Source organism: Pseudomonas sp. MF5691, assembly GCF_016405645.1.
Classification (GTDB): domain Bacteria; phylum Pseudomonadota; class Gammaproteobacteria; order Pseudomonadales; family Pseudomonadaceae; genus Aquipseudomonas; species Aquipseudomonas shahriarae.
This window is the reverse complement of sequence record NZ_JAEKDC010000004.1, coordinates 161072-179981: the sequence shown is the minus strand read 5'-3', so window position 1 is coordinate 179981 and position 18910 is coordinate 161072. Positions and strand designations below refer to the sequence as shown.

Here is an 18910-nt window from a genome sequence, read left to right as displayed (position 1 = left end):
AGTCGCCCATGTTCGAATCCGCAGAAATTGGTCACGCCGTCGATAAAGACACTTACGACGCGCAAGTTCCGGCATTGCGTGAAGCCTTGCTGGAGGCGCAGTTCGAGTTGCACCAGCAGGGACGCTTCCCGGTAATCGTCCTGATCAATGGCGTCGAAGGCGCCGGCAAGGGCGAGACGGTCAAGCTGCTCAACGAATGGATGGACCCGCGCCTGATCGAAGTGCGCACCTTCGACCAGCAGACTGACGAAGAACTGGCGCGCCCGCCGGCCTGGCGCTATTGGCGGCAATTGCCGGGCAAGGGGCGCATGGGGGTGTTCTTCGGCAACTGGTACAGCCAGATGTTGCAGGCGCGGGTCCATGGCCAGATCAAGGATGCGCGGCTGGACCAGGCCATCGCTGGGGCCGAACGCCTGGAGCAGATGCTCTGCGATGAAGGGGCGCTGATCTTCAAGTTCTGGTTCCATTTGTCCAAGAAGCAAATGAAGGCACGGCTCAAGGCCTTGCAGGACGATCCGCTGCACAGCTGGCGCATCAGCCCGCTGGACTGGCAGCAGTCCGAGACCTACGACAAGTTTGTGCATTTTGGTGAGCGCGTGCTGCGCCGCACCAGCCGGGACTACGCGCCCTGGCATGTGATCGAAGGCGTCGACGCCAATTACCGTGGGCTGACAGTGGGCAAGATCCTGCTGGAAAGCTTGCAAAATGCCCTGAAGGTGCCCAAAACCAAGGCCAGCGGTATCCAGCCGGCGCCATTGCCATCATCCGTGGACCAGATGAACCTGCTCGACAGCCTGGACATGACCCAGCGCCTGGAGAAGGACGACTACGAGGAACAACTGATTACCGAACAGGCGCGGCTTTCGGGCCTGATGCGCGACAAACGCATGCGCAAGCACGCGCTGGTCACGGTTTTCGAAGGTAACGACGCGGCGGGCAAGGGCGGGGCGATCCGCCGGGTGGCGGCGGCGCTGGACCCGCGCCAATACCGCATCGTACCGATTGCCGCGCCCACCGAAGACGAACGGGCCCAGCCGTACCTGTGGCGTTTTTGGCGGCAGATCCCGGCGCGGGGCATGTTCACCGTGTTTGACCGCTCCTGGTATGGCCGCGTGCTGGTGGAGCGGATCGAAGGCTTTTGCAGCACTGCGGACTGGATGCGCGCCTACGCCGAGATCAACGATTTCGAGGAGCAACTGCGCGACGCCGGGGTGATCGTGGTCAAGTTCTGGCTGGCCATTGACAAGGACACCCAACTGGAGCGCTTCCAGGCGCGCGAAGAAATCCCCTTCAAGCGCTTCAAAATCACCGAAGACGATTGGCGCAACCGCGACAAGTGGGATGCCTACCGGGCAGCGGTGGGCGACATGGTGGACCGTACCAGCACCGAGATCGCCCCCTGGACCCTGGTGGAGGCCAACGACAAGCGCTGGGCGCGGGTCAAGGTATTGCGCACCATCAACCTGGCGCTGGAAGAGGCGTTCGCCAAGTCCGATAAACACGACAAAAAGAAGAAGCATAAGTAGGCGCGAGCTTGGCTCCTACAGGGTTAGCGCCATGCTTTTGCATACGCCAGGTGAATGATCGTCGCGATCGCCTGGCGCTGGATCTATCCTCGATCTGTCTCCCAACAACGACAAGATTGAGGTAGCCCATGCGTGAAGTAGTGATCGTCGACAGCGTGCGAACCGGCCTGGCCAAGTCCTTTCGCGGCAAGTTCAACCAGACCCGCCCCGATGACATGGCCGCGCATTGCGTCAACGCCTTGCTCACCCGCAACGGCATCGACCCGGCCAGTGTCGAGGATTGCATCGTCGGCGCCGGTTCCAACGAAGGAGCCCAGGGCTACAACATCGGCCGCAACGTGGCAGTGCTGTCGCGCCTTGGCACTGGCACCGCGGGCATGACCCTCAACCGTTTCTGTTCTTCGGGGCTGCAGGCGATTGCCATCGCGGCGAACCAGATTGCCTCGGGTTGCAGCGACATCATTGTTGCCGGTGGCGTCGAATCCATCAGCCTGACCATGAAAAGCGTGAATACCGACAACCTGATCAACCCCTTGCTCAAGGAGCAGGTGCCGGGCATCTATTTCCCCATGGGCCAGACCGCCGAAATTGTCGCCCGGCGCTATAACGTCAGCCGCGAGGAGCAGGACCTGTACGCCCTGCAAAGCCAGCAGCGCACCGCCCAGGCCCAGGCTGACGGGCTGTTCGATGATGAAATCGTAGCCATGGCGGTCAAGTACAAGGTCGAGGATAAAAACACCGGCGAGGTACAGATTCTTGATGGCGTGGTCGATCGCGACGATTGCAACCGCCCAGACACCACCCTGGCCAGCCTCAGCGGGCTCAAGCCGGTGTTTGCCGAGGATGGCTCGGTGACGGCAGGCAACTCTTCGCAACTGTCCGACGGCGCATCGATGACCCTGGTGATGAGCCTGGAAAAAGCCCTGGAACTGGGGCTCAAGCCCATGGCGTTTTTCCGCGGGTTTACCGTTGCCGGTTGCGAGCCGGACGAGATGGGCATCGGCCCGGTGTTCTCGGTGCCCAAATTGCTCAAGGCCCGTGGCCTGCAGGTGGCGGACATTGACTTGTGGGAACTCAACGAGGCGTTTGCTTCGCAGTGCCTGTATGCGCGTAATCGCCTGGAAATCGACAATGCCAGGTACAACGTCAACGGTGGTTCGATCTCCATTGGCCATCCGTTCGGCATGACCGGCTCGCGACAGGTGGGGCATCTGGTGCGTGAACTGCAGCGGCGTGATTTGCGCTACGGCATCGTCACCATGTGCGTCGGTGGTGGGATGGGGGCGACCGGGCTGTTCGAAGCTGTGCGCTGATCTATAAAACACCGAAGATCAACTGTGGGAGCGGGCTTGCCCGCGAATGCGGTGGGTCAGTGATGGATATATCGACTGACACACCGCATTCGCGAGCAAGCCCACCGTTGATTTGTGGTGTGTCTGATAAAAAACTTCGCCAAGGTCTACCCACATCCCCCTAGAATGCAGGTTCCTCTACCTCTGGCTCTTGGGGCACTCATGCACATATCTTCCGGCCGCTGGGTCTACGGTTTATCCCTGACCCTGCTGACCGCGCTGCTCTGGGGCATTTTGCCGATCAAGCTCAAGCAGGTCCTGCAGGTGATGGACCCGATCACCGTGACCTGGTTTCGCCTGATGGTGTCCGGCACTTGCCTGTTCATTTACCTGGCCGCCGTCAAGCGTCTGCCCAGCCCCAAAGTCCTGGGCAAGCGCGGTGGCTGGCTGGTGGCGATGGCGGTATGCGGACTGGTGGGCAACTACGTGCTCTATCTGGTCGGGCTGAAGATGTTGAGCCCCGGCACCGCGCAACTGGTGGTGCAGATGGGGCCGATCTTCCTGATGATTGCCAGCGTGTTCCTGTTCAAGGAGCGTTTCAGCCTGGGGCAGGGCGTAGGTCTGCTGGTATTGATCATCGGTTTTGCGCTGTTCTTCAACCAGCGCCTGGCAGAGCTGTTGACGTCCCTGGGCACCTACACCGCCGGGGTGCTGACGATTCTGCTGGCAACCACCATCTGGGTGTTCTACGCCCTGGGCCAGAAGCAATTGTTGACGGTGTGGAATTCCCTGCAGGTCATGATGGTGATCTACCTGAGCTGCGCATTGCTGCTGCTGCCCTGGGTGCATCCCATGGAGGCGCTGCAACTGAGCCCGTTGCAAGGCTGGCTGCTGCTGGCGTGCTGTTTCAATACCCTGATTGCCTACGGCGCCTTTGCCGAGGCCTTGGCCCACTGGGAGGCTTCGCGGGTCAGCGCGACCCTGGCGATCACGCCGTTGGTGACGTTCGTGGCGGTGGCGATTGCGGCATGGCTATGGCCCGACTATGTGCACGCCGAGCAGATCAATGGCCTGGGCTACGGTGGCGCGGTGCTGGTGGTGCTGGGATCGGCATCGGTGGCGTTGGCCCCGTCCTTGATCGCCGGGCTCAAGTCCCGGCGTGCAAGGTTGATACAACCTCTGTAGGAGAGGGGATCAGTGCCCGGCTTCGAGCATGTTTTCCGGGCGTACCCACTGGTCGAATTCGGCATCGGTGAGGTAGCCCAATTCCAGCGCAGCTTCGCGCAGGGTCAGCCCTTGGGCATAGGCTTTCTTGGCAATCTCTGCCGACTTGTCATAGCCGATATGCGGGTTCAGCGCCGTCACCAGCATCAGCCCGCGCTCCAGGTGCTCGGCCATTTGCTCGGCGTCGGGCTCAAGGCCGGCGATGCAATGTTCCTGGAAGTTGCGGCAGCCGTCGGCGAGCAAGCGGATCGACTCCAGCAGGTTGTGGATAATCACCGGCTTGTACACGTTCAACTGCAAATGCCCCTGGCTTGCGGCAATGCCGATGGTCACGTCATTGCCCAGCACCTGGCAGGCCAGCATCGACAGCGCTTCGCACTGGGTCGGGTTGACCTTGCCGGGCATGATCGAACTGCCCGGCTCATTGGCCGGCAGGCGCACTTCAGCCAGCCCGGCGCGCGGGCCCGAGCCTAGCAGGCGCAGGTCGTTGGCGATTTTCATCAAGGCCACGGCCAGGGTTTTCAAGGCGCCGGACAAAGTCGTCAGCGGCTCATGGCCCGACAGCGCGGCGAACTTGTTGGGTGCGGTGACAAACGGCAGCCCGGACAACGCGGCGATTTCTGCGGCAATGGCCTCGCCAAAGCCATGGGGCGAGTTCAGGCCGGTGCCGACCGCCGTGCCGCCTTGTGCCAGTTCGTAGACGGCGGGCAGGGCACTGCGAATGGCGCGCTCGGCATAATCGAGTTGCGCGATAAACGCCGAGACTTCCTGGCCAAAGGTGATGGGCGTGGCGTCCATCATGTGGGTGCGGCCGGTCTTGACCAGCTTCATATGGCGCGCCGACAACTCGGCCAGCCCACCGGACAGCTCACGCAGCGCCGGCAGCAACTGCTCATGCACCGCTTGTACGGTGGCAATGCTCATGGCAGTGGGGAAGCAGTCGTTGGAACTCTGGGAACGGTTGACGTGATCGTTGGGGTGCACCGGGCTCTTGCCGCCACGGGGCTTGCCCGACAGCTCATTGGCGCGGCCGGCGATCACCTCATTGGCGTTCATGTTGCTCTGGGTGCCACTGCCGGTCTGCCAGACCACCAGCGGGAACTGGTCATCGTGCTTGCCATCGAGCACTTCGTCAGCGGCCTGTTCGATCAGGCGGGCGATGTCGGCGGGCAGGTCGCCATTGCGATCGTTGACCCGCGCCGCGGCCTTCTTGATCAGCGCCAGGGCGTGCAGGACGGCCAGTGGCATGCGTTGCTCGCCGATGGCGAAATTGACCAGTGAACGCTGGGTCTGTGCGCCCCAGTAAGCGTCATCCGGGACTTGTACTTCGCCCAGGCTGTCGGTTTCGATACGGCTCATCGCGGTGACTCTCCTTGTAGTCGGTTTGCGCAGTTTAGGCCCTGGAGGCACGCTTGGGTTCCATAAAAGCCATTTCATCGGGCAATCCCCCGCAAAACCAGGCCCTACAAGGCGTGGGGTTGAGTACCGGCGTTTTTTAGGCGCAGAATGGTCGCCCTTGGGGTCTTACCTCGCCAGCTAGAAAGGAAACTCGATGACTCGTCTTCGTGCCATCTGTACCGCGGTTGCCCTGGTATGTGCCAGCGGCCAGGTTCTTGCCGATACCGCCAGCCACAACGCCAGTGCCGAAGCCTTCCTGACCCTGGCTCACGCAGACAAGCTCGGCACCCCGGTGTACATGCAAGTGCAGCAAATGTTTGCCCAGCGTTTCGAGCAGACCAAGGCGCCTGCCGCCAAGCAAACCGTTCTGGACACCTACCAGGCCAAGGCCAACGCCGCCCTGGACCAGGCCATTGGCTGGAACAAGCTCAAGCCGGACATGGTCAAGCTGTACACCAGCAACTTCAGTGAGTCAGAACTCAAGGACCTGGTTGCCTTCTACAAATCGCCACTGGGTAAGAAAGTCCTGGAGAAAATGCCGCAACTGACCCAGCAATCGGCCCAACTGACCCAGGCCAAACTGGAAAGCGCGGTACCGGTCGTGAACAAGCTGTTGGAAGACATGACCAACGAATTGGCTCCGGCGAAAAAAGCCGCCGCGCCTGCCAAGAAGTAAGTGGAGCCAGGAATGACCATGCAACAGCGCATCGAGACGGCACTTGCCGCCCTGAGCCCGGAACACGTGAGTGTGCTGGACGAAAGCCATATGCACAGCCGTGGATTGCAGACGCACTTCAAGGCCGTGCTGGTCAGCCAGCAGTTCGACGGACTCAACCGCGTCAAGCGCCACCAGAAGGTCTACGCCACGTTGGGCGACCTGATGGGCGAGTTCCATGCGCTGGCACTGCATACCTACACGCCTGAAGAATGGGCGAAAATCGACGCAGCCCCGGCCTCGCCGACCTGCGCTGGCGGACATTGATCGGTCACGGTCAGCCTCTGTAGGCGCGAGCGCGCTCGCGAAGATCGTTAACGATGACGCGCGCATTCTGAAAGCACGCGGCGTTCTCAGGTTTTTCGCGAGCAAGCTCGCTCCTACAGTTCAGGGTTTATCCCTGATAGAATCCGCAACGCGCCGCTCAGTCGGCGCGTTTTTTTTGCATCCGGTTCACCCTTTGCGAGGGTAGCCACCTGGAGAGAACACCCATGACACAACCCATCGTCGTGGCGGCACTGTATAAGTTCGTCACCCTCGAAGATTACGTCGCCCTGCGCGAGCCGCTGCTGCAAGCCATGGTCGACAACGGCATCAAGGGCACCTTGCTGATCGCCGAAGAAGGCATCAACGGCACCGTTTCCGGGAGCCGCGAAGGCATTGATGGCCTGATGACCTGGCTGAAGAACGACCCGCGCATGGTCGACATCGACCACAAAGAGTCGTACTGCGACGAGCAGCCGTTCTACCGCACCAAGGTCAAGCTGAAAAAAGAGATCGTGACCCTGGGCGTCGAAGGCGTCGACCCCAACAAGAAAGTCGGCACCTATGTTGATCCACAAGACTGGAACGCCCTGATCAGCGACCCAGAAGTGCTGTTGATCGACACCCGTAACGACTATGAAGTGTCGATCGGCACCTTTGAAGGGGCGATCGACCCGAAAACCACGAGTTTTCGCGAATTTCCCGACTATATCAAAGCCAACTTCGACCCGGCCAAGCACAAGAAAGTCGCCATGTTCTGCACCGGCGGCATTCGCTGTGAAAAGGCCTCCAGCTACATGCTCAGCGAAGGGTTCGATGAGGTGTATCACCTCAAGGGCGGCATCCTCAAATACCTCGAAGAGGTGCCCCAGGAACAAACCAAGTGGCAGGGTGACTGCTTCGTGTTCGATAACCGCGTGACCGTGCGCCACGACTTGAGCGAAGGTGACTACGATCAATGTCATGCCTGCCGCACACCGGTTAGCGTAGAGGACCGCGCATCCGAGCATTACGTGGCCGGCATCAGTTGCCCGCATTGCTGGGATAAGCTGTCCGAGAAGACCCGTCGCAGTGCGATCGACCGCCAGAAGCAGATCGAGCTGGCCAAGGCCCGCAATATGCCGCACCCGATTGGTTACAACTACAAGCAACCATCCACCGAGGCTTGAACCATGTCCGCGCGCCTGCTCTATGTAATGGACCCGATGTGTTCCTGGTGCTGGGGTTTCGCCCCGGTAGCCAAGGCCCTGGTTGAGCAGGCCCAGGCGGCTGGCGTGGAATTGCACCTGGTGGTCGGCGGTTTGCGCACCGGCAGTGGTTCGGCGCTGGAGCCGGCCACCCGGCGCTATATCCTGGAACACTGGCAGGCGGTGACTGAAGCCACTGGCCAGCCGTTCCGCCTGGAGGGCGCCTTGCCTGACGGGTTTGTGTATGACACGGAGCCGGCATGCCGGGCCCTGGTCACCGCGCGCAGCCTGGCGCCGGATTGCGCCTGGACCTTGCTCGGGCTGATCCAGCAGGCATTTTACGTCGAGGGTCGCGATGTGACCCGCGCCAGTGTGCTGGTGGAACTGGCCGAGACCGCCGGGGTGCCGCGTATCGAGTTTGCCGAGGCTTTTGACCGCGCCGAACAGCATGCCGCCACGGCCGCTGATTTCACCTGGGTCCAGGACCTGGGCATCGCCGGTTTTCCCACCTTGTTGGCCGAGCGCAATGGCCAATTGGCCTTGTTGACCAACGGCTACCAGCCGCTGTCCGAGTTGTCGCCGTTGCTCGGTCGCTGGCTGGAGCGAGCCGCCTGTGGCTGATCAACCCGCCGTACGCGTTGATCGGCTGACCTGGGCAGAAATCCGCCGCCTGGCCCTGCGTCATAAAAAAGCCCTGTGGATCGCCAATGGTGTCGCCGTTCTGGCGACCCTGTGCAGCGTACCGATTCCCTTGCTCCTGCCATTGCTGGTGGACGAGGTGTTGCTGGGCAATGGCGATGCCGCACTGAAGGTGATGAACCACGCGTTGCCAGCACCCTGGCAGCAGGCCGCAGGCTATATCGGCCTAATGCTGCTGATCACCCTGGTGCTGCGTTGCGCGGCGCTGGTGTTCAACGTGGTCCAGGCGCGCCTGTTTGCCGGGCTGGCCAAGGACATTGTCTATCGCATCCGCGTGCGCCTGATCGAACGGCTCAAGCGCATCTCCCTGAGTGAATACGAAAGCCTGGGCGGCGGTACCGTGACTACGCACCTGGTGACCGACCTGGACACCGTGGACAAGTTTATCGGTGAAACCTTGAGCCGCTTCCTGGTGGCGATGCTGACCCTGGTCGGCACCTCCGGCATCCTGATGTGGATGCACTGGAAGCTGGCGCTGTTGATCCTGTTGTTCAACCCATTGGTGATCTACGCCACGGTGCAGTTGGGCAAGCGGGTCAAACACCTGAAGAAGCTGGAAAACGACAGCACCTCGCGGTTCACCCAGGCCCTCACGGAAACCCTGGACGCCATCCAGGAAGTGCGCGCGGGCAATCGCCAGGGCTTTTTCCTCGGGCGCCTGGGGCAGCGTGCCCAGGAAGTACGTGACTTTGCCATCAACTCCCAGTGGAAAAGCGATGCATCCAGCCGCGCCAGCGGCCTGCTGTTCCAGTTCGGGATCGATATCTTCCGTGCGGCAGCGATGCTCACGGTGCTGTTTTCCGACCTGTCCATCGGCCAGATGCTCGCGGTGTTCAGCTACCTGTGGTTCATGATCGGCCCGGTGGAACAACTGCTGAACCTGCAGTACGCCTACTACGCCGCCGGCGGTGCGCTGACGCGCATCAACGAACTGCTGGCCCGTGCCGACGAACCGCAATATGCCGGGGGCGAAGATCCGTTTACCGGACACCAGACCGTGGGCATCGAAGTGCGGGGCCTGGACTTCGGCTATGGCGAAGACCTGGTGCTCAACCAGTTGAACCTGGCGATTGCCCCCGGGGAAAAGGTCGCGATCGTCGGTGCCAGTGGCGGCGGTAAAAGCACCCTGGTGCAACTGCTGTTGGGGCTCTACACCCCACAAGCGGGGACGATCCGCTTCGGCGGCGCGACCCAGCAGGCCATTGGCCTGGAAACCATTCGCGAGCATGTCGCGGTGGTGCTGCAGCATCCGGCGTTGTTCAACGACACCGTGCGCGCCAACCTCACCATGGGCCGCGAGCGCACTGACCAGGCCTGTTGGCAGGCCCTTGAAATTGCCCAGTTGGATGCTACGGTCAAAGGGTTGCCTCAAGGTCTGGACAGTATTGTCGGGCGCTCGGGCGTGCGTTTGTCCGGTGGCCAGCGCCAACGCCTGGCGATTGCCCGGATGGTGCTGGCCGAGCCAAAAGTGGTAATTCTCGACGAAGCCACCTCGGCCCTGGATGCGGCTACCGAGTACAACCTGCACCAGGCTCTGGCGCGGTTTCTCAGTGGGCGTACTACACTGATCATTGCTCACCGTTTGTCGGCGGTGAAGCAGGCTGATAGGGTATTGGTGTTTGACGGTGGACACATCGCCGAAGATGGCGACCACCAGCAACTGATAGCCGATGGCGGCTTGTACGCCAAGCTTTATGGACACTTGCAACAAGTTCGCTGAATCGATCCCGGCTCCGGCCCTGAAGGGGTCGTGTTTGGCCTCGGCTGTGCTGTCAGGAGCAGTTTTTACTCGCCTGTGCTGATGCAAGGGATCTCATGAAGCAGAAGCGAACTCTCGGAACACCCCGGTTGCTCGGTATTGTCTGGCCCTTTATTGCCGTCGTGCTGTTCCAGGCGTTGCTGGGCTGCGTCAGTCTTTACGTGCTGTCGGCCGTGCGCGGCTATGTGGCGGGCGAGAGCCTGTGGTCCAAAGGCCAGAAAGACGCCATCTACTACCTGACCCTGTACGCCGACAACCGCGACCAGGCGACCTTTCTCAAATACCAGAACGCCATTGCCGTACCCCAGGGCGGGCACGAGCTGCGTATCGCCCTGGATCGCTCCAGTCCTGACCTGGCGGCGGCGCGCCAGGGGATCCTTAAAGGCGGCAATCATCCTGACGACGTGTCGAGCCTGATCTGGCTGTACCTCAACTTTCGCCATTTCAGCTACCTGGAAAAAGCCATCGAGCTGTGGACCGTCGGTGACAGCTACCTGGTGCAACTTGATGAGCTGGCGCAGGAGATGCACCGGCAAATCATCGCCGATCGGGTCAGCAGTGCCGATATCCATGCCTGGAAAAACCGTATCATCGCCATCAACGAGGGGGTGACGCCGGCGGCCAAGGCCTTCAGCGATGCCTTGGGTGAAGGCTCCAGGGTGATTCTGCGCCTGTTGCTGATCACCAACCTGGCCACTGCCTTGGGGCTGATCGCCTTGGCGTTGCTGCGCACGCGCAAGCTATTGGCCCAGCGCCATGCGTTTGCCGATGCCTTGCAGCTGGAGAAGGAGCGGGCGCAGATCACCCTGGAGTCCATCGGCGATGGGGTGATCACTACCGATGTCGATGGGGCTATCGCCTACATGAACCCGGCGGCGGAATCCCTGACCCACTGGAACGCGGCCCAGGCGCAAGGGCTGCCGTTGGCTGCGTTGTTCAATCTGCTGGATGAGCACGCCCAGGCCGACGGGTTTACCCTGATCGACCATATTCTTGACGGCCAACTCAGCGGTGGCAGCGAGCACTCCAAGCTGATCCAGCGCCTGGATGGCAGTACCGTCTCCGTGACCCTCGTGGGGGCACCGATCCGCAGTGCCGGCAAGGTCAGTGGCGCGGTGCTGGTGTTGCACGACATGACCCAGGAGCGCCAGTACATTGCCAATCTGTCCTGGCAGGCGACCCATGATGCCTTGACCGGGCTGGCCAATCGGCGTGAATTTGAATATCGCCTGGAGCAGGTGCTGCATGGCGTCGGGCGTCAGCAGTCGGCGCGCCATGCCTTGATGTTCCTCGACCTGGACCAGTTCAAGCTGGTCAACGACACCTGTGGCCATGCGGCGGGCGATGAACTGTTGCGGCATATCTGCGCCTTGCTGCAATCGGACCTGCGCGAAGGCGATACCCTGGCCCGCCTGGGTGGGGACGAGTTCGGCATCCTGCTGGAAAACTGCCCGGCGCCGGTGGCCGAGAAGATCGCCGAGAGCCTGCGACATACCGTGCAAAACCTGCACTTCGTCTGGAAAGGCCGACCGTTTGTCACCACGGTCAGTATCGGCCTGGTGCATATCTCGCACACCCCGACCACCCTGGAGACGTCATTGCGTGCCGCGGATATGGCCTGCTACATGGCCAAGGAGAAGGGACGCAACCGGGTGCAGGTCTATCATGCCGACGACACTGAGCTGTCGTTGCGCTTTGGCGAAATGGCCTGGATCCAGCGCCTGCACATGGCCCTGGAAGAGGACCGCTTCTGCCTGTATGCCCAGGAAATCGCGCCCTTGGGCCACACCGAGGCGGGGGCCGGGCATATCGAGATCCTGCTGCGCCTGCACGATGAAGCGGGGCGGATCATTTTGCCTGACAGCTTTATCCCGGCCGCCGAACGCTACGGGTTGATGACCTCGCTGGACCGCTGGGTGGTAGAGAACGTGTTCAAGCTGATCGCCCGTTGCATGCTCGAGCGACCTGGCAGGCCCATGGCGATGTGTGCGATCAACCTGTCGGGCATCACCATTGGCGATGACGATTTCCTGCGTTTCCTGCGGGAGAAGTTCAGTGCCTATGGGATTCCCCCGGGCATGATCTGTTTTGAAATCACCGAAACCAGCGCCATTTCCAACCTGGGCAGCGCGATTCGTTTTATCAATGAGCTCAAGGCGTTGGGTTGCTGCTTCTCCCTGGATGACTTTTGTGCCGGAATGTCCTCATTCGCCTACCTCAAACATTTACCTGTAGACTTCCTGAAGATCGATGGAAGTTTCGTAAAGGATATGCTGGACGACCCGATTAACCGCGCCATGGTCGAAGTGATCAATCACATCGGCCATGTCATGGGTAAACGCACGATTGCCGAGTTTGTCGAAACGCCGCACATCGAGCAGGCACTGCTCGAGATCGGCGTGGACTACGCTCAGGGCTACCTGATTGAGCGCCCGCAATTGTTTACCTTCGATAGTTTGCAATGTCGACCTGCGCGCCCGCAGCCTCTGTTATTCAGGGCGCCCGGCACGTTCCGCTGAAACATCTGCTGGTCTGTACACATCACAAATCAAAAGGAGCCCGACAGTGATCGACACATTCAGCAGAACCGGCCCGCTTATGGAAGCCTCAAGTTACCCCGCCTGGGCTCAGCAATTGATCCAGGACTGTAGCGAGAGCAAGCGCCGCGTTGTCGAACACGAACTGTACCAGCGCATGCGCGATAACAAGCTCAGCGCCAAGACCATGCGCCACTACCTGATCGGTGGCTGGCCAGTGGTGGAACAGTTCGCGTTGTACATGGCACAAAACCTGACCAAGACCAAGTTTGCCCGACATCCTGGGGAGGATATGGCGCGACGTTGGTTGATGCGCAATATTCGTGTGGAACTGAACCATGCCGATTATTGGATGCACTGGGCGCGCGCCCATGGCGTCGGCCTGGAAGAGCTGCAGGCGCAACACGTACCGCCAGAGTTGCATGCGCTGAGTCATTGGTGCTGGCACACCAGTTCGGCCGATTCGTTGATCGTTGCCATTGCCGCCACCAACTACGCCATCGAAGGCGCCACTGGGGAGTGGTCTGCGCTGGTGTGTTCAACGGGCGTGTATGCCGCTGCTTTCCCTGAAGAAGACCGCAAGCGCGCCATGAAGTGGCTGAAGATGCATGCCCAGTATGACGACGCCCACCCGTGGGAAGCGCTGGAGATTATTTGCACCCTGGCGGGGATGAACCCGAGCAAGGCGTTGCAAGTGGAGTTGCGCCAGGCTGTGTGCAAAAGCTACGACTATATGTACCTGTTCCTGGAGCGCTGCATGCAGTTGGAGAAAGCTCCGGTGACCCGCGAGCGTCAAGTCCTGGCGACCAGCGAAGCCTGACCCGGGCATGGCGGGGTAGCGTTTACCCCGCCATTGCCAGGCGGTTACGGCCTTCGCGCTTGGCCACGTACAAGGCATTGTCGGCGCGGCGCAGCAGGCTCTCGGCCGACTCGCCCGCCAGCAACGTCGCGCAACCCAGGCTCACCGTCAATTCGATACGCGTAGCGTCTGCCCAGTAGTCCCGGGCCTGCGCTGCCTGGCGCAGGCGTTCGCCGACCAGGGTGGCGGCCTCGCGGCTGGTGTTGGAAAGCAGGATCATGAACTCGTCCCCACCAAACCGAAACACCATATCCACATTGCGCAACTGGCTTTTGATCGAGGCAGCGACGGCCTTGAGCACTTTGTCGCCGGTGGCGTGGCCGTGGCTGTCGTTGATGTGCTTGAAGTGATCGATGTCGAGCATCAGCAAGGACAGCGGATGCAGGTGCCGCTTGGCCATTTCGATCTCGCGGCCCAGGGTCTGGTCCATGGCGACGCGGTTGCCGGTCTCGGTCAGTGGATCGCGCAGGGCGGTGCGGGTCGCGGAGCGATACAGCAAGGCGTTGCGCATCGGGTAGAGCAGGCTGGCCAGCAGCGACTCCAGATTGCCCTGTTCCTCCTCCGTGAAACGCTGGTTGCGGCGAAACACCAACTCTCCCAGGTGCTCGCCCTCGTGGCTGAGGCTGTAGCTCACGGAGTGATGGCCACGCTGGCCGTATTCCAGGCGCAGGTCGCTGGCTTCATGGCGGTATTGCAGGGCATCCAGGGGCACAAGGCGTTGCACTTCGCGAAAGAACAGGCCAAGGATTCGCTCCGCCTCCAGGCTGGTCTGCAATTGCAGGTTCAGTTGCTGGCGCAGTTGCCCGAGGCTGATGGGGCGCCGTGCGATAAGGGAAGGCTGGCCAAAGCCCAGGCGTTGCAATTTGGCACTGTCGAAGTCAATTGCGTTGGTCTGGGTCGGTGTTTTCATAAGCGGGTAGGCCTCTAAGCACTTAATGCTGTCTTACAGGCTCAATGGGAGCGGCTGCTGGCGGGCGCCTTACTGTTCCTTCAGTTCCGTAAAACATAGGTAACAGTCTAGTCCGCTTTGCCGGGGGTTATAACCCCTGATCCCATGCCACACGTCTTTACGTCGTGCCGCCTGTTTGAAGCAAATTGGAGCGAAAAGCGTGCCATTTCGTGCAATATTTTTTATTGCTTATAAAACAAGGGGATGGGATTTAGTGCGTATGCACAGCGCTGGGAATTTGGCGCCAGCCCCTGTGGGGGGGGCTTGTTGTGGCGAGCGGGCTTGTCGGAACGCCGCATCGCCCGCGTCGGGTGGCGTAGCCGCCCCAAAACCTGCCGACTCGGTATGTCTGAAACAACTGCGGTGTCTGGGGTGGGGCTGCTACGTAGCCCAGCGCGGGGCAAGCCCGCTCGCCACAGGGTAAGTCGTCAGTTTCTGAAAGTTGTGTAGAGACCTAGGATTATCCCAGGCAAGCCAGCTCCCACATGTGATGGGTGGGCAAGGTCCTGTGGGTTTGTTGTGGCGAGCGGGCTTGTCGGAGCGCCGCATCGCCCGCGTTGGGTGGCGGAGCCGCCCCAAAACCTGCCGGCTCGGTATGTCTGGAACACGCGCGATGCCTGGAGTGGGGCTGCTTCGCAGCCCAGCGCGGGGCAAGCCCGCTCGCCACAGGGTAAGTCGTCAGTTAGAGACGTAGGGTTATCCCAGGCCAGCCCGCTCCCGCATTGTGGGGATTACTGCGCGTCGAATGCCAGCCCATTGATCCCCGAGCTATCCGGGCCCATCAGGTACAGGTACACCGGCATGATTTCTTCCGGCAGCGGGTTGTTGGCCGGGTTTTCTCCAGGATAAGCCTGGGCCCGCATGCTGGTACGGGTGGCGCCTGGGTTGATGCTGTTGGCGCGCACTGCGGCAACGGTGTCGATTTCGTCCGCCAGGGTCTGCATCAGGCCTTCGGTGGCGAATTTCGATACGCCATAGGCGCCCCAGTAAGCGCGCCCTTTGCGCCCGACGCTGCTGGAGGTAAACACCACCGACGCGTCCTGGGACAGCTTGAGCAGCGGCAGCAGCGTGGCAGTCAGCATAAACATGGCGTTGACGTTGATATGCATGACGCGCATGAAGTTCTCGCCCGACAGCTGTTCGATCGGGGTGCGCGGGCCGATGATCGAGGCGTTGTGCAGCAACCCGTCGAGATGGCCGAATTCTTTTTCGATCATTGCCGCCAGCTCATCGTATTGATGGGGCAGGGCGGTTTCCAGGTTGAACGGGATCACCACCGGTTGCGGGTGGCCGGCGGCTTCGATTTCATCGTAGACCTGGGCCAGGTTGGCTTCGGTCTTGCCCAGCAACAGCACGGTGGCGCCGTGGGCGGCGTAGGTCTTGGCCGCAGCAGCACCAATCCCGCGACCGGCGCCGGTGACCAGGATGACCCGGTCCTTGAGCAATTCTGGGCGTGCGGAGTAATCAAACATAATCGACCTCAACAAAATTCAGTGGGGCAACACATATCTGAATGTGGGAGCGGGCTTGCTCGCGAAAGCGTAGTGTCAGTCAACTCTCTATCAGATGACCCACCGCCTTCGCGAGCAGGCCCGCTCCCACATTAGAGCTTCATTGGTTAGCCATTCAGCAGCTGCAGAGTGCGCTATCGAGCACTTTGCGCAGTTCCAGCGGATGATCGACCACAACGTCGGCACCCCAGTTGCGGGCGTTGTCGTCGGGGTGGATGTAGCCATAGGTGACGGCGGCGGTGCGGGTGCCGGCGTCGCGCCCTGACTCGATATCCCGCAGGTCGTCGCCCACGAACAGTACGCTGGCCGGGTCCAGGTCGAGCATCTTGCAGGCCAGGATCAGCGGTTCCGGGTCAGGCTTGCTGTTCTTCACGTGGTCCGGGCAGATCAGTAGCGCCGAGCGTTGGGCCAGGCCCAGTTGCTCCATGATCGGCTCGGCAAAGCGCAGCGGCTTGTTGGTGACCACGCCCCAGATCAGCTTGGACCGTTCGATGTCTTCCAGCAGTTCGGCCATGCCATCAAACAGCTTGCTATGGATCGCGCAGCCCTTGAGGTAGCGTTCGAGGAACTCCAGGCGCAACGCTTCGAAGCCTGGGGACTCGGGGTCCATGGCAAACGTCACGGCAACCATGGCCCGGGCGCCGCCGGAGACTTCATCGCGGATATGCTGATCGTTGATCGGCGCAAGCCCGCGCTCGGCACGCATGGCCTGGCAGATGGCGATAAAGTCCGGCGCGGTATCGAGCAGCGTACCGTCCATGTCGAAAAGAACCGCTTTCAACTTCACAGGTTTATTCCTCTCGCAGGGTCTGGATCATGTAGTTGACGTCGACATCGCTGGCCAGCTTGTAGTGCTTGGTCAGCGGGTTGTAGGTCAAACCGATGATGTCCTTGACGGTCAGCCCGGCCTGGCGGCTCCAGGCACCCAGTTCGGAAGGACGGATGAATTTCTTGAAGTCATGGGTGCCGCGCGGCAGCAGCTTCATGATGTATTCGGCGCCGATGATCGCGAACAGGTAAGCCTTGGGGTTGCGGTTGATGGTGGAGAAGAACACCTGGCCGCCGGGCTTGACCATACGAAAACACGCGCGGATCACCGACGATGGGTCGGGCACGTGCTCCAGCATCTCCAGGCAGGTCACCACGTCGAACTGCTCGGGCATTTCCTCGGCCAGGGCTTCGGCGGTGATCTGGCGGTACTCCACGCTCACGCCCGACTCCAACTGATGCAACTGGGCCACGGCCAGAGGCGCCTCGCCCATATCGATGCCCATCACTGTGGCGCCGCGCTGGGCCATGGCCTCGCTGAGGATGCCGCCGCCGCAGCCCACGTCGAGGACTTTCTTGCCGGCCAGATTGACGCGCTCGTCGATCCAGTTGACCCGCAGCGGGTTGATGTCGTGCAGGGGCTTGAACTCGCTCTCGCGGTCCCACCAGCGGTGGGCCAGGGCTTCGAATTTGGCGATTTCGGCGTGGTCGACGTTACTCATGGGTAGTCCTCTAAATCCGATAAAACGGTGTGCCTGGCCGGAATATTGATCCTGGGCCGGCGTTATTCGTGGTGTCCACTGATGCGCTGGCCCCAGGCAGCGGCCATGGCGCTCAGTTGCTGCTCATCCATACGGGTCAGTTGCCGGTCGTCGAGCAGTTGCTTGCCGCCGACCCAAAGGTGTTTCACACAATCGCGTCCGGTGGCATATATAAGCTGCGAGACCGGATCGTAGATCGGTTGCTGGGCCAGTCCTGAAAGGTCGAAGGCCACGATATCTGCGGCCTTGCCCACTTCCAGCGAGCCGATTTCAGCCTCCAGGCCCATGGCCCGCGCACCGTTGAGGGTGGCCATGCGCAGCGCACGGTGGGCATCCAGGGCGCTGGCCGAGCCGGCGACGGCCTTGGCCAGCAGCGCAGCGGTGCGGGTTTCGCCCAACAGGTCCAGGTCATTGTTGCTTGCTGCGTCATCGGTGCCTACTGCCACATTGACGCCGGCCTGCCACAAGCGTTCCACCGGGCAGAAGCCACTGGCCAGTTTCAGGTTGGATTCCGGGCAATGGATCACGCTGCTGTTGCTTTCTACCAGCAACGCCAGGTCGTCTTCGCTGATTTGGGTCATATGAACGGCCTGCAAGCGCGGGCCGAGCAGGCCCAGGCGCGCGAGTCGGGCCAGGGGGCGTTCGCCATACTGTTCCACGGACTGCTGCACTTCAAAGGCGGTTTCGTGGACATGCATATGAATGGCGGCGTCCAGCTCCTCGGCGATCACCCGGACTTTTTCCAGGTTTGCATCGCTGACGGTATAAGGCGCATGGGGGCCAAAGGCGATTTTGATCCGTGGGTGATGCTTGAGGTCGCCAAACAGCTCCACGCCTTGGCGGATCGCCTCGTCGGCATTGGCTGCGCCGGGTATCGGGAAGTCGAGGATCGGAATGGCAATCTGTGCCCGCAGGCCGCTGTTGTGTACGCGTTCGCTGGCGACCTTGGGGAAGAAGTACATGTCTGAGAAGCAACTGATGCCGCCCTTGATCTGCTCGGCAATCGCCAGGTCGGTGCCATCACGTACAAACGCCTCATCGACCCACTTGGCTTCGGCCGGCCAGATATGTTGTTGCAGCCAGGTCATCAGTGGCAGGTCGTCGGCCAGGCCGCGAAACAGGGTCATCGCCGCGTGGCCATGGGCGTTTACCAGGCCCGGGCTGAGCAGCACTCCGGGCAACTCGCGCACTTCATGGGCTGCCAGTTTCAGCGCCTGCGCGCGCGGGCCGATAAACGCGATGCGCCCGTCGCGGATGCCCAGGCCATGCGCCTTGAGCACCACGCCCGCAGGCTCGACCGGTACCAGCCAGCTTGGCAGTAGCAGTAAGTCGAGCGGGGCGGCAGGTGGCGTCATAGCGGGCATCGTCCAGGGCGGTCATATAAAGAGGGCGAAGTATACCCGAGCGTCCTGGCTGGCGGATCGCTATAATCCGCGGCTTTTGTTGATGAGTACGGGGTGA

The 18910-nt window shown here is 61.2% G+C and carries 16 protein-coding genes and 1 pseudogene; 11 read left to right on the top strand and 6 right to left on the bottom strand.

Translation table 11 applies throughout. From position 1 onward, the window contains the following. Nucleotides 1-8: 8 nt before the first annotated feature. The 3 genes from pap to JFT44_RS08310 all read left to right on the top strand — a co-directional run bounded on the left by pap (nucleotide 9) and on the right by JFT44_RS08310 (nucleotide 4003). The gene (pap, locus tag JFT44_RS08320) at nucleotides 9-1526 is read left to right on the top strand and encodes a polyphosphate:AMP phosphotransferase (protein ID WP_029298740.1); all 1518 of its coding nucleotides are present in this window, start codon (nucleotides 9-11) and stop codon (nucleotides 1524-1526) included. A 128-nt stretch (nucleotides 1527-1654) separates the two neighbouring features. Next, nucleotides 1655-2839, top strand: a complete 1185-nt coding sequence (locus JFT44_RS08315) for a thiolase family protein (RefSeq protein WP_198830541.1) — start codon at nucleotides 1655-1657, stop codon at nucleotides 2837-2839. Nucleotides 2840-3040: 201 nt separating this feature from the next. Beyond that, nucleotides 3041-4003, top strand: a complete 963-nt coding sequence (locus JFT44_RS08310) for a DMT family transporter (protein ID WP_198830540.1) — start codon at nucleotides 3041-3043, stop codon at nucleotides 4001-4003. A 9-nt stretch (nucleotides 4004-4012) separates the two neighbouring features. Here the strand turns inward: JFT44_RS08310 and JFT44_RS08305 are convergent, their stop codons facing one another. Beyond that, complete coding sequence (locus JFT44_RS08305; protein ID WP_029298734.1) at nucleotides 4013-5401, bottom strand: class II fumarate hydratase; 1389 nt, start codon at nucleotides 5399-5401, stop codon at nucleotides 4013-4015. Between the two features lie 193 nt (nucleotides 5402-5594). Between JFT44_RS08305 and JFT44_RS08300 the strand changes: the two genes are divergently transcribed. From JFT44_RS08300 to JFT44_RS08270, 8 genes and pseudogenes are all read left to right on the top strand, one after another. Then, nucleotides 5595-6116 carry a DUF2059 domain-containing protein gene (locus JFT44_RS08300; protein ID WP_029298732.1) on the top strand — a complete coding sequence of 174 codons (522 nt, stop codon included), beginning with the start codon at nucleotides 5595-5597 and terminating at the stop codon, nucleotides 6114-6116. A gap of 12 nt (nucleotides 6117-6128) precedes the next feature. Beyond that, the gene (locus tag JFT44_RS08295; protein WP_029298730.1) at nucleotides 6129-6422 is read left to right on the top strand and encodes a BolA family transcriptional regulator; all 294 of its coding nucleotides are present in this window, start codon (nucleotides 6129-6131) and stop codon (nucleotides 6420-6422) included. Continuing rightward, a pseudogene (locus tag JFT44_RS28965) lies at nucleotides 6418-6543 on the top strand (outer membrane lipoprotein carrier protein LolA); the annotation flags it as partial. The gene JFT44_RS08295 and the pseudogene JFT44_RS28965, both read left to right, overlap by 5 nt. A gap of 103 nt (nucleotides 6544-6646) precedes the next feature. After that, nucleotides 6647-7588: a rhodanese-related sulfurtransferase gene (locus JFT44_RS08290; protein ID WP_029298728.1), complete on the top strand. Its 942-nt coding sequence runs from the start codon at nucleotides 6647-6649 to the stop codon at nucleotides 7586-7588. Nucleotides 7589-7624: 36 nt separating this feature from the next. After that, nucleotides 7625-8227 carry a DsbA family protein gene (locus tag JFT44_RS08285; RefSeq protein WP_169851649.1) on the top strand — a complete coding sequence of 201 codons (603 nt, stop codon included), beginning with the start codon at nucleotides 7625-7627 and terminating at the stop codon, nucleotides 8225-8227. Then, on the top strand, nucleotides 8220-10025 hold the full coding sequence (locus tag JFT44_RS08280; protein WP_198830539.1) for an ABC transporter ATP-binding protein: 1806 nt from the start codon (nucleotides 8220-8222) through the stop codon (nucleotides 10023-10025). Before JFT44_RS08285 ends, JFT44_RS08280 begins: the two co-directional genes overlap by 8 nt. 95 nt (nucleotides 10026-10120) lie before the next feature. After that, on the top strand, nucleotides 10121-12583 hold the full coding sequence (locus JFT44_RS08275; protein ID WP_029298722.1) for an EAL domain-containing protein: 2463 nt from the start codon (nucleotides 10121-10123) through the stop codon (nucleotides 12581-12583). Nucleotides 12584-12662: 79 nt separating this feature from the next. Continuing rightward, a complete protein-coding gene (locus JFT44_RS08270) occupies nucleotides 12663-13421 on the top strand; it encodes a TenA family transcriptional regulator (protein ID WP_186351725.1) in 759 nt (252 codons plus the stop codon). Between the two features lie 22 nt (nucleotides 13422-13443). Here the strand turns inward: JFT44_RS08270 and JFT44_RS08265 are convergent, their stop codons facing one another. From JFT44_RS08265 to JFT44_RS08245, 5 genes are all read right to left on the bottom strand, one after another. Then, nucleotides 13444-14370, bottom strand: a complete 927-nt coding sequence (locus JFT44_RS08265) for a GGDEF domain-containing protein (RefSeq protein WP_198830538.1) — start codon at nucleotides 14368-14370, stop codon at nucleotides 13444-13446. 770 nt (nucleotides 14371-15140) lie between these two features. Continuing rightward, nucleotides 15141-15881 carry a YciK family oxidoreductase gene (locus JFT44_RS08260; RefSeq protein ID WP_198830537.1) on the bottom strand — a complete coding sequence of 247 codons (741 nt, stop codon included), beginning with the start codon at nucleotides 15879-15881 and terminating at the stop codon, nucleotides 15141-15143. A 154-nt stretch (nucleotides 15882-16035) separates the two neighbouring features. Continuing rightward, nucleotides 16036-16707, bottom strand: coding sequence for an N-acetylmuramic acid 6-phosphate phosphatase MupP (mupP, locus tag JFT44_RS08255; protein WP_029298714.1), 672 nt, complete (start codon nucleotides 16705-16707; stop codon nucleotides 16036-16038). A 4-nt stretch (nucleotides 16708-16711) separates the two neighbouring features. Then, on the bottom strand, nucleotides 16712-17410 hold the full coding sequence (gene ubiG / locus JFT44_RS08250) for a bifunctional 2-polyprenyl-6-hydroxyphenol methylase/3-demethylubiquinol 3-O-methyltransferase UbiG (RefSeq protein WP_003172645.1): 699 nt from the start codon (nucleotides 17408-17410) through the stop codon (nucleotides 16712-16714). A 62-nt stretch (nucleotides 17411-17472) separates the two neighbouring features. Further along, entirely contained in the window at nucleotides 17473-18804 is a 1332-nt protein-coding gene (locus tag JFT44_RS08245) for a TRZ/ATZ family hydrolase (RefSeq protein ID WP_198830536.1), read from the bottom strand. Nucleotides 18805-18910: the final 106 nt, after the last annotated feature.